The 13,767-nt window shown below is 55.4% G+C and carries 15 protein-coding genes; 6 read left to right on the top strand and 9 right to left on the bottom strand.

All coding sequences use genetic code 11. The features are described 5' to 3' along the window. The first annotated feature begins 88 nt into the window (after positions 1-88). Together glpX and fpr are read left to right on the top strand one after the other, a co-directional pair. Positions 89-1,099 carry a class II fructose-bisphosphatase gene (gene glpX, locus L466_RS20540; RefSeq protein ID WP_032680075.1) on the top strand — a complete coding sequence of 337 codons (1,011 nt, stop codon included), beginning with the start codon at positions 89-91 and terminating at the stop codon, positions 1,097-1,099. Positions 1,100-1,195: 96 nt separating this feature from the next. After that, positions 1,196-1,942: a ferredoxin--NADP(+) reductase gene (gene fpr, locus L466_RS20545; protein WP_014172203.1), complete on the top strand. Its 747-nt coding sequence runs from the start codon at positions 1,196-1,198 to the stop codon at positions 1,940-1,942. On the opposite strand, the gene L466_RS20550 is transcribed toward fpr, so the two are convergent. Next, entirely contained in the window at positions 1,943-2,362 is a 420-nt protein-coding gene (locus tag L466_RS20550) for a DUF805 domain-containing protein (protein WP_025202755.1), read from the bottom strand. Positions 2,363-2,474: 112 nt separating this feature from the next. Here L466_RS20550 and L466_RS20555 point away from each other — a divergent pair, with 112 nt between their 5' ends. Together L466_RS20555 and tpiA are read left to right on the top strand one after the other, a co-directional pair. Next, positions 2,475-3,071 carry a DUF1454 family protein gene (locus tag L466_RS20555; protein ID WP_032680074.1) on the top strand — a complete coding sequence of 199 codons (597 nt, stop codon included), beginning with the start codon at positions 2,475-2,477 and terminating at the stop codon, positions 3,069-3,071. Positions 3,072-3,182: 111 nt separating this feature from the next. Then, positions 3,183-3,950 (top strand): triose-phosphate isomerase, encoded by a 768-nt coding sequence (tpiA, locus tag L466_RS20560; protein ID WP_014172206.1) that lies wholly within the window; start codon positions 3,183-3,185, stop codon positions 3,948-3,950. A gap of 33 nt (positions 3,951-3,983) precedes the next feature. On the opposite strand, the gene L466_RS20565 is transcribed toward tpiA, so the two are convergent. The 6 genes from L466_RS20565 to cpxP form a co-directional block, all read right to left on the bottom strand. Next, positions 3,984-5,288, bottom strand: coding sequence for an SLC13 family permease (locus L466_RS20565; RefSeq protein ID WP_025202752.1), 1,305 nt, complete (start codon positions 5,286-5,288; stop codon positions 3,984-3,986). Positions 5,289-5,361: 73 nt separating this feature from the next. After that, entirely contained in the window at positions 5,362-6,105 is a 744-nt protein-coding gene (locus L466_RS20570; RefSeq protein WP_025202751.1) for a CDP-diacylglycerol diphosphatase, read from the bottom strand. Positions 6,106-6,214: 109 nt separating this feature from the next. Then, positions 6,215-7,204, bottom strand: coding sequence for a sulfate ABC transporter substrate-binding protein (locus L466_RS20575; protein ID WP_032680073.1), 990 nt, complete (start codon positions 7,202-7,204; stop codon positions 6,215-6,217). Positions 7,205-7,413: 209 nt separating this feature from the next. Next, positions 7,414-8,376 carry a 6-phosphofructokinase gene (gene pfkA, locus L466_RS20580; protein ID WP_014172210.1) on the bottom strand — a complete coding sequence of 321 codons (963 nt, stop codon included), beginning with the start codon at positions 8,374-8,376 and terminating at the stop codon, positions 7,414-7,416. Positions 8,377-8,549: 173 nt separating this feature from the next. After that, on the bottom strand, positions 8,550-9,443 hold the full coding sequence (fieF, locus tag L466_RS20585; RefSeq protein ID WP_032680072.1) for a CDF family cation-efflux transporter FieF: 894 nt from the start codon (positions 9,441-9,443) through the stop codon (positions 8,550-8,552). 153 nt (positions 9,444-9,596) lie between these two features. Continuing rightward, on the bottom strand, positions 9,597-10,103 hold the full coding sequence (gene cpxP, locus L466_RS20590) for a cell-envelope stress modulator CpxP (RefSeq protein WP_020883960.1): 507 nt from the start codon (positions 10,101-10,103) through the stop codon (positions 9,597-9,599). A gap of 150 nt (positions 10,104-10,253) precedes the next feature. On the opposite strand from cpxP, the gene cpxR reads away from it, so the two are divergent. Both cpxR and cpxA read left to right on the top strand, forming a co-directional pair. Further along, positions 10,254-10,952 (top strand): envelope stress response regulator transcription factor CpxR, encoded by a 699-nt coding sequence (gene cpxR, locus L466_RS20595; RefSeq protein ID WP_014172213.1) that lies wholly within the window; start codon positions 10,254-10,256, stop codon positions 10,950-10,952. Next, complete coding sequence (cpxA, locus tag L466_RS20600; RefSeq protein WP_010436910.1) at positions 10,949-12,322, top strand: envelope stress sensor histidine kinase CpxA; 1,374 nt, start codon at positions 10,949-10,951, stop codon at positions 12,320-12,322. Before cpxR ends, cpxA begins: the two co-directional genes overlap by 4 nt. A gap of 54 nt (positions 12,323-12,376) precedes the next feature. Here the strand turns inward: cpxA and yiiM are convergent, their stop codons facing one another. Both yiiM and sodA read right to left on the bottom strand, forming a co-directional pair. Then, positions 12,377-13,051, bottom strand: coding sequence for a 6-hydroxyaminopurine reductase (gene yiiM / locus L466_RS20605; protein WP_032679245.1), 675 nt, complete (start codon positions 13,049-13,051; stop codon positions 12,377-12,379). 70 nt (positions 13,052-13,121) lie between these two features. Then, positions 13,122-13,742, bottom strand: a complete 621-nt coding sequence (sodA, locus tag L466_RS20610) for a superoxide dismutase [Mn] (protein ID WP_014833772.1) — start codon at positions 13,740-13,742, stop codon at positions 13,122-13,124. Between the last annotated feature and the right edge of the window lie 25 nt (positions 13,743-13,767).

The following is a 13,767-nucleotide window of genomic DNA, read 5'->3' as shown; positions in this document are numbered from 1 at the left end:
TCTCCCCGCCGGGGAGAGGGGACCGACCGCACCCACTCCCACTCTGTGATAAACTTCGTGCAATTCCTTTTGATTGCACGAGTACCTCATGAAACGTGAACTGGCTATCGAGTTTTCCCGCGTCACCGAAGCTGCCGCACTGGCGGGCTATAAATGGCTTGGCCGTGGCGACAAAAATACCGCAGACGGTGCGGCTGTCCATGCCATGCGCATTGTGCTTAACCAGGTCAATATCGATGGCACCATCGTCATTGGCGAAGGCGAGATCGACGAAGCGCCAATGCTCTATATCGGTGAGAAAGTGGGCACCGGCAAAGGTGATGCCGTGGATATCGCCGTCGACCCGATTGAGGGTACCCGCATGACGGCAATGGGCCAGGCCAACGCGCTGGCCGTGCTGGCGGTAGGGGACAAAGGCTGTTTCCTCAACGCACCGGATATGTACATGGAAAAGCTGATTGTCGGCCCCGGCGCCAAAGGGGCTATCGACCTGAGCCTGCCGCTGGAAGAGAATCTGCGTAACGTTGCCAGGGCGCTGGAAAAACCGCTTAGCGCGCTCACCGTGACCATTCTGGCGAAACCGCGCCACGATGCCACCATTGCCCAGTTGCAACAGCTCGGCGTGCGCGTCTTTGCCATCCCGGATGGCGACGTGGCAGCATCTATCCTGACCTGCATGCCAGACAGCGAAGTGGATGTGCTTTACGGCATCGGCGGCGCGCCGGAAGGTGTGGTCTCCGCCGCGGTGATCCGCGCTCTGGATGGCGACATGCAGGCCCGTCTGTTGCCCCGTCACGAAGTCAAAGGCGACAGCGAAGAGAATCGCCGTATTGGGGAAGAAGAGCTGGCACGCTGCGAAGCGATGGGTATTGAAGCCAACAAGGTGCTTGCGCTGGATGACATGGCGCGCAGCGACAACGTTGTCTTCTCCGCAACCGGCATCACCAAAGGTGACCTGCTGGATGGCATCACCCGTAAGGGCAATATGGCCACCACCGAAACCCTGCTGATCCGCGGTAAATCGCGCACCATTCGCCGCATTCGGTCTGTTCACTATCTGGATCGTAAAGACCCTGACGTGCAGGCGCACATTCTGTAAAACCGTTTGATCGATAGAGCTTTCCGGCCCAAATGGGCTGGAAATCTTCACCACAAGTCCGGAAGATAGAACAGAGAAAAAGCACAGGAGAAGATCATGGCGGACTGGGTAACAGGTAAAGTCACAAAGATACAGTTCTGGACCGATGCGCTATTTAGTCTCACCCTGCATGCTCCCGTCCATCCGTTTACGGCCGGGCAATTTGCGAAGCTGGGGCTGGATGTTGACGGCGAGCGCGTGCAGCGCGCCTATTCCTACGTTAATGCCCCCGATAACCCGGATCTCGAGTTCTATCTGGTCACCGTCCCGGACGGCAAACTCAGCCCACGCCTTGCCGCGCTTAAACCCGGTGACGATGTGCAAATTGTGAGTGAAGCGGCCGGTTTCTTCGTGCTGGACGAAATCCCGGACTGCGACACCCTCTGGATGCTGGCAACCGGCACGGCCATTGGCCCCTATCTCTCTATTTTGCAGTACGGCAAAGACCTTGAGCGCTTTAAAAACATCGTGCTGGTTCACGCCGCGCGCTATGCCGCAGACTTGAGCTATCTTCCGCAGATGCAGGCGCTGGAAAAGCAGTACGGCGGGAAACTGAAAATTCAGACCGTGGTCAGCCGCGAAACCGCAGCAGGCTCACTGACGGGCCGCGTACCGGCATTGATTGAGAGTGGTGCACTGGAAGACGCAATTGGCTTGCCGATGAGCGCTGAAACCAGCCATGTCATGCTGTGTGGCAACCCGCAGATGGTTCGCGACACGCAGCAGCTTCTGAAGGATACCCGGCAGATGACGAAACATCTTCGCCGCCGGCCGGGCCATATGACTGCCGAACACTACTGGTGATCAGCGGTATTTCACCTCAAGGGTGTCTTTGCCGTATTTGTTTTCGCTCTGGGTGCCGATAAACGCGCCCAGATCGACCACCATCATGACAAAAATAATGGTTGGTAGCAGTCTGCCCACCACCCAGGGAAGGATGGACGGAAGTATCGACCAGTTCCCGGCCACCAGCATCCACGCCAGAATAATCAGAAAAGCCCACGCGCCGGAACGGCCGCGATCGTGCAGACGTTTCACCACCACGGCCGCGGTTGGCCACAGTAAACAGACCAGCGCAAACGCCGCCGTTTGTGTGCTGAGCCATGCGTTGAAGGCAACGAAAAACAGAAGCAGCATGGCAACGATCCACGTCGCCATCCAGATCCAGAAGTCACGGCGTCCAATACGCCCTTTGAATGAAAACAACCACTGCTGTATGGTCATGTAAGGTTCCTTATTATCATATAGCGCGCATTTTACCCTGGAGTTGTGACCTTTTGACAAGCCGACCAGATATCGATTTAATCATGAACACTTACGGCCAGGGGCAATGTTGATGAAAAGTTCGGCACGTTCTCTTTTCCTGTGTTTAGTGATGCTCATCGCGGGTGTCCCCCTGCACGCCGCCGAAACCACTGCCCCGACGACAGCCCCCTATCTGCTGGCAGGTGCGCCCTCGTTCGATCAGTCAATCAGCCAGTTTCGTGAAACCTTCAATAAAACCAACCCCACGCTACCGCTGGATGAATTCCGCGCCATTGACAGCTCCCGGGATACGCCAACCCTGACCCGGGCTGCGAGCAAGATTAACGAGAATTTATATGCCTCCACTGCGCTGGAGCGCGGCACGCTAAAAATTAAAAGCATGCAAATAACCTGGCTGCCGATTCAGGGGCCAGAGCAGAAAGCCGCTAAGGCAAAAGCGCTCGAGTACATGAGCGCGATACTGCAGGCTTTTACGCCCGCGCTGACCAAAAAGCAAAGCCAGCAAAAGCTGCAAAAACTCCTCACCGCCGGTAAAAATAAGCGTTACTACGCCGATACCGAAGGGGCCATACGCTATGTGGTGGCAGATAACGGCGAAAAAGGACTGACCTTCGCTGTTGAACCGATTAAGCTGGCACTATCAGACACACTCGGAGGGGCGAATTAATGACAAAAAGCAAAGCCTTTCGAGGGAAAATCTCTATACTGATTCACAGACCATGCTGCCCGACAGGGCGGCCATATTCCTTAATTCGCTAATTTAGCGTGGAGAATTGAAATGCGACATCCTTTAGTGATGGGTAACTGGAAACTGAACGGCAGCCGCCACATGGTAAACGAACTGGTTGCGAACCTGCGTAAAGAGCTGGCGGGCGTGACGGGCTGCGCGGTTGCTATCGCTCCGCCGGATATGTACCTGGATCTGGCTAAACATGCCGCTGACGGCAGCCACATCATTCTGGGCGCACAGAACGTTGACGTTAACCTGTCAGGCGCATTCACCGGTGAAACCTCTGCTGAAATGCTGAAAGATATCGGCGCGAAATACATCATCATCGGCCACTCTGAGCGTCGCACTTACCACAAAGAATCCGACGAATTTATCGCGAAGAAATTCGCGGTGCTGAAAGAGCAGGGTCTGATCCCGGTTCTGTGCATTGGTGAAACCGAAGCCGAAAACGAAGCAGGCAAAACGGAAGAAGTGTGTGCTCGTCAGATCGACGCCGTGCTGAAAACGCAGGGTGCTGCAGCATTCGAAGGCGCGGTTATCGCGTACGAACCCGTCTGGGCGATCGGTACCGGCAAATCAGCGACCCCTGCGCAGGCGCAGGCGGTTCACAAATTTATCCGTGACCACATTGCTAAAGCGGACGCGAAAGTGGCTGAGCAGGTAATTATTCAGTACGGCGGTTCCGTTAACGCATCCAACGCTGCTGAGCTGTTCACCCAGCCAGACATCGATGGCGCGCTGGTTGGCGGCGCATCCCTGAAAGCTGACGCTTTCGCGGTGATCGTTAAAGCAGCAGAAGCGGCTAAACAGGCGTAAAAACCGACTTCCCTCCCCCACCGGGGAGGGAAATTACACTTTCCCCAGCACGCTAAACCACAGATAATCCAGCGGCAGCAGCACCAGATACGTTGCAATCGCCAGCGCCAGACAGAGCAACATCCCCGCCTTTGCAGGCACCTTCCCTAAACCCATTGCCACCACAATCGGCGACGCCTGATACGGCAGCAGCGGCGTGGAATACCCCAGTACCTGAATCATGATCACCGACAACAGCGGGAAACCGGTGGCGTCCGAAAAACTCTGTGCCAGCGTGGTGTACAACGCCGGTACACCGTTTGCGGTCATAATGAAGTTGAGCGCCGTGGTAATACCGGTAAGCGCCAGGAAGCTGGTGAACGGTCTGTTGGCATCAAGCGGCATAATCCGCAATAATGCCTCCCCCACCGCGGAACCGATACCCGTTTGGGTCACTACAATCGCCAGCCCGAGAATCCCCGCCACGTAAATGCAGGTGCGCATGTTCACTCCCGCAGAAAACTCTTCACCGGTGATAAACCCAACGCGTGGCAGCATGACGATGACCGATGCCGCAAGGCCCGTCCACGCCGGTCCAACGCCGTGCCAGCTCTCTGTCACCCACATCCCCAGCACCACCGCCAGCAGCCAGGCGAGACGCTTTTCATCCCGGCCCATCGGTTCAGACGGCGTAAGATCGGTGGCCGGTTTCGGGCTGCCGGGGAACAACCAGCAGATCAGGCCGATCAGAATGCCCCCTTTCAGGATCCCGAGGACGGGTGTATGCAGCAGCAGATACGGGACATAGTTCAGATGGATCCCGTACGAGCCCTCCGCGGCGCCACTCATCACCAGATTCGGCACGTTGGCAGGCAGGATGGTCGCCGAGAGCTGGAAGGTTCCGAACCCGACGGCCAGCGCCAGGCCATACCACGCGCGGGAACCGTCGGGGATGGCGGCCCTTTTGGCCATGGCGGCGACAATCGGCATCAGCAGCGCGATACGGCCCATATTCGACGGCATCACAAACGCCAGCGCGTAGCTCAGCCCCACCACGCTTGCCACCATCAATACCCACGAATCCGTGAGTTTTGCCGACAGCGCCCGTGCGGCCCTGTCCGCCAGACCGGTTTTACGGATTGCCACCCCCAGCACGAAGCCGCTAAACACTAACCAGAATGCAGACGAGGCAAAACCACCAAAAATCACCTCCGCCGGGGCGATTCTGGCGGTCATCGCTGCCGTGAAAAACAGCAGCGCGGTGATAAATTCCGGCAATAGCGACGTCGCCCACAGCACGATGGTGACGCCGACTATCAATGAGGGCACAAACAGAGGATGCGTTAACCAGAGCGACATTCCTGTCTCCTGTCGTTTTTTTCAGCAAGTCTACGGCGACAGGCAGGACGAGTAAACGCTATTTATGGTGAGGTCACTTCAGGATATCGCATTGATGATCCTGCAATTCCTCAGCCGACGCGCGATTCAGGGTCAGCAAGTTACGTTCGGTCGCCAGTAAGACAAACGATCCATCCGACTGCTGCGCCATGGCCAGCGCGAAGCGCCCCATATGGTCACGCGCTTCCGGCAGCTCTTCAGCCAGCATCATAAACGGACTGCGCTGTACCAGCTCATTTTCCGTCACGCGACGGGCGAGGTACTCATGCCCTTCCAGCCCGCCCGGGAACGGTAACCACTGGGTACTGATTTGCCCCTGCGCGGCATTAAGCTTCTCGCGCACGTCCGGGCGCAGGCAGGAGATATGGATATGAAAATGGTTCTGCGTACGGCCTGTCGGGGAGTTAATGGTGAGCGAAATTGCGCTGTCCGGCACCTCGGCCCCGCGCTTCATGCTCATAAAGTTGCGTGACTGCCAGGCCAGCCAGAAGAAGTTGGGCGTATTCGGTTCGGTCAACAGCGGGCTTTCGGTTCCTTTGATACGGTAAGTCGGCATCAGGAGATACTGCAGCGGCCCGTTGCGGTCTTTAAACACCACATAACCCGCATCAGGCTTTACCTGCGCGCACGGGGCCGGGTTACGGTGCTGGAGTTGATTCGGCAGACACTGGTCGAGAACGATATGACGCAACGCATTCGGATTACCCGCTTTCATCCAGTACCAGCCACCCGCGGCAAGAATGATGACAACCAGAATCAGTAATAGTATTTTTTTCACAATGCGTTCCCTGTTTTCAATAGTGGCGAAAGAGTAACGCAAAATGATGACCAAATAAAAAACCCGGCGGATTTCTCGCGCCGGGTCACCGTGTCTGTCCTGCTAACGTTTAGCGCTTGCTGATCTGATCGAAAGTTCCGCCGTTAGAGAAGTGCTCTTTCTGCGCTTTCGCCCAGCCGCCGAACTCTTCATCAATGGTGAAAAGCTTCAGTTTCGGGAAGACGCTTTCATATTTCTTCGCCACCGCCGGATCGCGTGGACGATAGTAGTTTTTCGCCGCAATTTCCTGGCCTTCTGGCGAGTAGAGATACTTCAGGTACGCTTCCGCCACCGCTTTGGTCTCTTTCTTCTCAACCACTTTATCAACCACAGAAACGGTAGGTTCGGCGAGGATAGATTCGCCTGGCGTAACGATCTCGAACTTGTCTTTACCCAGTTCGTGGGTGGCGAGCAGGGCTTCGTTTTCCCATGCGATCAGCACGTCGCCAATCCCACGCTCAACGAAGGTGTTCGTGGCACCACGTGCGCCAGAGTCCAGCACCTCAACGTTTTTATACAGTGCTTTCACGAACGCCTGGGCTTTCGCCTGGTCACCGTTGTTGTGATGCAGCGCGTAGCCCCAGGCCGCCAGGTAGTTCCAGCGTGCGCCACCCGAGCTTTTCGGGTTCGGGGTGATAATGGAAACGCCCGGCTTAACCAGATCGTTCCAGTCATGAATTTGTTTTGGGTTGCCCTTACGCACCAGGAAAACAATGGTCGAGGTGTAAGGCGCTGAGTTGTCCGGCAGGCGTTTGATCCAGTTTTTATCGATACGCCCACGCTCGGCGATGGCGTCGACGTCATAGGCCAGCGCCAGGGTAACCACGTCGGCTTCAATCCCGTTGATGACTGAGGTCGCCTGCTTACCGGAGCCACCATGCGACTGACGCACCACCACGTTGTCGCCGGTTTCCTGTTTCCAGTGTGCCGCGAAGGCTTTGTTGTACTGCTCGTACAGCTCACGCGTCGGGTCGTATGACACGTTCAGTAACTGGATGTCCTTAGCCAGAACGCTGGTCGATGCCAGCAATAATGTTAACCCCACGCCCCATTTATTCATCGCCCGGATCTCTTGTGTAATGTTTTGATGCTTGCAGCGTGCCAGAAAGCTAACCAATGATTAAAGAATAAAAAAAGATTGGCTATAACGTAGAGGAATAAAAAACGGGCAGGCATAAAAAAACCGGGCGGCGATATCGCCTTACCCGGTCTTTATGAGCGTGGACTGCGGACCCGGTTAACTCAGCGCGACCGGGGGAAAGTCACCGCTCAGTACAGTTTTTTTGCGCAGTCCAGCCAGTCACCCTTGAACGGACGCTTCATGTTTTCAATGGCGTCGATGATGTCATGGTGAACCAGTTTTTCGTTCTGAATACCGACGCAACGACCGCCATGACCCTGCAGCAGCAGTTCAATGGCGTATGCACCCATACGTGATGCCAGGATGCGGTCGTATGGACCCGGGGAACCCCCACGCTGGATGTGGCCCAGAACGGTAGCGCGCGTTTCACGTTTGGTTTCGGTTTCGATGTACTTCGCCAGCTCGTCAACGTCACAGATATGCTCGGTGATGGCTACGATGGCGTGTTTCTTGCCTTTTGCGATACCCGCTTTGATTTCAGCCACCAGATCTTCACGGCTGAATTCCACTTCCGGAACCACCACGAACTCACAACCGCCGGCGATGGCCGCAGCCAGCGTCAGGTCACCACAGTAACGGCCCATCACTTCCACGATGGAGATACGCTGGTGGGAAGAAGAGGTGTCGCGCAGGCGGTCAATCGCTTCAACAACGGTGCCCAGTGCGGTGAAATAACCGATGGTGTAGTCAGTGCCTTTGATGTCGTTGTCGATCGTACCCGGCAGCCCGATGCACGGGAAGCCCATTTCAGTCAGACGTTTTGCACCCATGTACGAGCCGTCACCACCAATAACAACCAGTGCGTCGAGGCCACGTTTTTTCATGTTCTCAATAGCCACTTCACGGACGTGTTCATCACGGAATTCCGGGAAGCGCGCAGAACCGAGGAAGGTACCGCCACGGTTGATCATGTCGGACACGCTGTAACGGTCGAGCTGAACCATGCGATCTTCATACAGGCCCAGATAACCATCATAGATACCAAAAACTTCCAGGCCTTCCGTCAGCGCTGAACGGACAACCCCACGAATTGCCGCGTTCATGCCCGGCGCATCACCGCCGCTTGTCAACACACCGATTTTCTTAATCATGACTACCTCTGAACTTAGGAATGCAAAATTGAAATCTGTTGCCGGAAGAATTTATCGACCAACGAATACTGCAAATAGTATATCAATCACTTCCAGCTGAATTGATTCAGGTCAGACCAAATGGCGGTAATTTATACACAAAATGCTGGCCTGGCTCACTTTTTTACAACCAATTACGAAAGCTCAACATGTCCGGGTACAACCGAGCAGGGATCCTGGTGAATAATGACGTCTGAACCAGGAAAACGCTGCAAAATCGCCTGCTCGACCTGCTCAGCAATAACGTGAGCCTGAACCAGTGGCAGGTTGTCTTCCATTTCAATATGAATCTGAATAAAGCGGGTCGGCCCTGACTGCCGCGTTCGAAGATCGTGTGCACCTCTGACACCAGGCCAGGAGGTCACGGTAGAAAAAATTTCATTACGTTCTGAGTCCGGGAGGGCGCGGTCCAGAAGCGATTGCACCGCTTCATACCCCATCCGTAAGGCGCTATATAAAATATAGATGCCAATCCCTAACGCAAACAACGCATCGGCCCGATGCCAGCCATACCAGGCCAGACCGAGCGCAATAAGAATAGCGCCATTCATCATAACATCAGATTGATAATGAAGCATATCCGCCCGTACAGCCTGGCTTTGCGTTTTGCGAACAACCCAGCGCTGGAACGTTACCAGAACAAGTGTGCATATAAGTGCCACAATCGTCACGACCACGCCCACGCCGGGATCGTTCATCGGTGACGGCGAGACGAGATGCTGAATACCGGTTAAAAACAGAAACAGCGCGGAGCCGGAAATAAACATGCTTTGCGCCAGCGCGGCCAGCGATTCGGCTTTCCCGTGCCCAAACGTATGTTCTTCATCCGCCGGTTGCAGCGAGTAACGCACAACCAGCAGGTTCGTCAGCGAGGCGGCAATATCCATCAACGAGTCCACCAGCGCCGCGAGAATACTGACTGAGCCGGTATACCACCACGCAAAAATTTTAATCACTAACAGGCTTGAAGCCACGATGGTTGCTGCAATCGCTGCCCGACTTACCAGTCTTCCATAGGATTGATTCATAAACGCTCCTGTCATGTCATGCCGCTAGTATAACGGAAGCATGGGGAGTCAAAGGATGAATAAACGGTTAACAAAGCAGAATGAAGGGCAAAAAAAACCCCCACATCATGTGGGGGAAGACAGGGATGGTGTCTATGGCAAGGAAAACAGGGTTTACTGGTTACTACGGGTACTGCTATTGCTACTGAAAAACGTTGTTTCTGAGCTTCGCTGCATCCGTGCAACCTCACGCAACTGGTCCATTCGCTGCTGATGTCTTGTGTTCAAAACCGCTTGCTGCTCGGGCGTTAGCAGGTGGAACATCTGGTTGCGGACCTTCGCCATCTCTACCTGGCGGGCAACCTGCTCCTGTGCCATTTTTTCGGCCTGAGCGCGTACAGCGCTTTCGTCAAATTTTTCTGCGGTGACAAGGCGGTGCATTGTCTCCATTTCGCTAACATTAACAGGGGGCTGGTCGTGTCGTGCCCTCTGCATCAGATCTCGCATCTGTTGACGCTGATGTTCGGTTAAACTTATGCCATCAAACATATGGCTTTGGCTGCTGTGCTGCGTTGCCCCCTCCGTTGAGGGCCCGTTATCGCCGGGGATAGCTACAGCGGCCTGGCTTAATGTACTGAACGCCAGCGTTGAGGCCATGACGGCAGCGGTAACTTTGCGCATCACTTGCTCCCAAAATCTTTCGTGTCGCGATTCAACGAGAGACAGTCTACGATTCAGGCTGCAAACATGCGTCAGGGGGTGTAAAACAACGTAAAGTCATGGATTAGATAGCCTTGATGTCGTAATTTCTGCCTCGGAGGTATTTAAACAATGAATAAAATCCTGTTAGTTGATGATGACCGAGAGCTCACATCCCTTTTAAAGGAGTTGCTCGACATGGAAGGTTTCAACGTTCTGGTTGCCCATGATGGCGAGCAGGCGCTGAGTCTCCTTGACGACAGCATCGATTTACTTTTGCTCGACGTTATGATGCCGAAGAAAAACGGCATTGATACGTTGAAAGAGCTTCGCCAGACACACCAGACGCCCGTAATTATGCTGACCGCTCGCGGCAGCGAACTTGACCGTGTACTTGGCCTTGAGCTGGGCGCGGATGACTATTTACCAAAGCCGTTTAACGACCGTGAACTGGTTGCCCGTATTCGCGCTATCCTGCGTCGCTCTCACTGGAGCGAACAGCAGCAGAACAGCGACAACAGTTCACCGACGCTGGAAGTCGACTCCCTGAGCCTGAATCCGGGCCGTCAGGAAGCGAGTTTTGACGGTGAAACGCTGGAACTGACTGGCACCGAGTTCACCCTGCTGTATCTGCTGGCCCAGCACCTCGGCCAGGTGGTATCGCGTGAACATTTGAGCCAGGAAGTGCTCGGCAAACGCCTCACCCCGTTTGATCGCGCCATCGATATGCATATCTCGAACCTGCGCCGCAAGCTGCCGGAACGCAAGGACGGGCACCCGTGGTTTAAAACCCTGCGTGGTCGCGGTTATCTGATGGTTTCCGCTTCATGATAGGAAGCTTAACAGCCCGCATCTTCGCCATTTTCTGGCTGACGCTGGCACTGGTTTTAATGCTCGTTTTGATGTTGCCAAAACTCGACTCACGCCAGATGACGGAGCTTCTCGACAGCGAGCAACGTCAGGGCGTGATGATCGAGCAGCACGTGGAAGCCGAGCTGGCAAACGACCCGCCGAACGATTTAATGTGGTGGCGCAGGCTGTTTCGCGCTATCGACAAATGGGCACCGCCAGGCCAGCGCCTGTTGCTGGTGACCAGCGAAGGGCGCGTGATTGGCGCCGATCGCAATGAAATGCAGATCATCCGTAACTTCATTGGTCAGGCGGATAACGCCGACCATCCTCAGAAGAAAAAATACGGTCGGGTTGAGATGGTAGGCCCCTTCTCCGTAAGAGATGGCGAGGATAATTACCAGCTTTACCTGATCCGCCCGGCGAGCAACTCCCAGTCCGATTTCATCAACCTGCTGTTTGACCGTCCGCTTCTGCTGCTGATTGTCACCATGCTGGTCAGCTCACCGCTGCTGCTGTGGCTGGCGTGGAGTCTGGCGAAACCGGCGCGTAAGCTGAAAAACGCGGCGGACGAAGTGGCGCAGGGTAACCTGCGACAACACCCTGAACTGGAAGCCGGTCCACAGGAGTTCCTTGCCGCGGGGACCAGTTTTAACCAGATGGTGAGCGCCCTCGACCGCATGATGACGGCACAGCAACGCCTGCTGTCGGATATCTCGCACGAGCTGCGCACGCCGCTCACGCGCTTACAGCTCGGCACCGCGCTGCTGCGTCGCCGCAGCGGTGAGAGCAAAGAGCTGGAACGTATTGAAACGGAAGCGCATCGTCTGGACAGCATGATTAACGACCTGCTGGTCATGTCGCGCAATCAGCAGAAAAACGCGCTGGTGAGCGAAACGGTGAAAGCCAACCACCTGTGGCATGAAGTGCTGGATAACGCGGCGTTCGAAGCGGAGCAGATGGGGAAATCTTTTACCGTCAACTTCCCGCCGGGGCCATGGCCGCTGTACGGTAACCCCAACACGCTGGAAAGCGCGCTGGAGAACATCGTGCGTAACGCCCTGCGCTATTCGCACACGAAGATTGAGGTAGCCTTCTCGGTGGATAAAGACGGGATTACCATTATCGTTGATGACGATGGTCCTGGGGTAAGCCCGGAAGACCGCGAACAGATTTTCCGTCCGTTCTACCGTACCGACGAGGCGCGTGACCGTGAATCTGGCGGCACGGGGCTGGGTCTGGCGATTGTTGAAACCGCCATGCAGCAGCATCGCGGCTGGGTGAAGGCCGATGACAGCCCGCTGGGTGGGTTACGGTTAACGCTGTGGCTGCCGTTGTATAAACGTTCGTAGTCGTTTAGCCGGGCAGCGGTATCGCTGACCCGGCTTGCCTCTCCTGCGGGGAAACTATTTCCCCCACAATCTCCGCGAATTATCTTCGATCTTGCTACTTAAACGGCGTTTCTGCATCGTTCGGGTCCAGCTCGTGGACAGCCCTGCAGCGGACAAAAGCCGATGGTACTGGTCGTCATCAAACGGCATATGCCAGGCGATCGCGCAGGCGTCATATACCGAGACATCACTCAGGCGCGATGCCAGCACCAGCGGCGCATCTGCCGATACCTGACCTGCCAGCACCACCCGATATAACCAGCCCGTTTTACCCGCGCTCTGTAGCCGGGCAGACATGTCGCTGATGCCGAAATGATAGTTTAGTTTGAAGCACGGCGAGCGCGGCTGCGTCACCTGAATCAGGGCATCGCCCCAGCGGTAGATATCGCCGATAAAGACGTTTTTCTCGGTCAGCCCTTCCGTTGAGAGATTCTCACCAAACGCGGGCGCGACAAACATATCCGCCTGTTCGGGAAACTCGGTTATCCAGTGCTGATAGTGTTCCCGCGGATAGTGGCACAGCGCGCGGTCAGGCCCGCCATGGATTTTCTTTTCGGCCTGCTCATCGCCCACCAGCCCGAGGTCGGTTAACGTCAACTCGCCGTCGACCTGAATTTTGGCGATGGCGCTCGGGCGGCTGCCGTCGTACTCCCTTACCTTGCCTGTAAAGACATTCACCGGAAAATGCATCGCTGCTCCTTTCTGCAGATACAAAAAAAGCGAGTCATCAGACTCGCTTCTCACAGGCGTCAATGCAACCTTATTTTTTCGCGGCGAAACGCGCTGCTGCTTCGTCCCAGTTCACCACGTCCCAGAAGGCTTTGATGTAGTCCGGGCGACGGTTCTGGAATTTCAGGTAGTAAGCGTGTTCCCACACGTCCAGACCCAGGATAGGGAAACCGGATGCGCCAGAGATTGCTTCACCCATCAGCGGGGAGTCCTGGTTAGCCGTTGAAACAACCGCCAGTTTGTCACCTTTCAGAACCAGCCACGCCCAGCCAGAGCCGAAACGGGTCGCAGCGGCTTTTTCAAATTCCGCTTTGAAGTTGTCTACAGAACCGAAATCGCGCTCGATAGCCGCTTTCAGGTCGCCCTGCAGGGTGGTACCGGTTTTCAGGCCTTTCCAGAACAGGCTGTGGTTAGCGTGACCACCTGCGTTGTTACGCAGAACGGTTTTCTTGTCAGCTGGCAGCTGGTCCAGTTTGGTGATCAGCTCTTCAACAGGCAGGCTAGCGAACTCTGGCAGGCTTTCGAGCGCGGCGTTCGCGTTGTTCACATAGGTCTGGTGGTGTTTAGTGTGATGGATTTCCATCGTCTGCTTGTCGAAATGCGGTTCCAGTGCGTCGTAGGCATACGGCAGGGATGGCAGTGTATAACTCATAATCCTCTCCATTATTGTCGGGCGG

Origin of the sequence: Enterobacter sp. BIDMC 30 (assembly GCF_000534355.1) — a bacterium.
Taxonomy (GTDB): domain Bacteria; phylum Pseudomonadota; class Gammaproteobacteria; order Enterobacterales; family Enterobacteriaceae; genus Enterobacter; species Enterobacter ludwigii.
The sequence above is the reverse complement of the archived record's forward strand: the minus strand, read 5'-3'. Positions and strand labels throughout refer to the sequence as shown.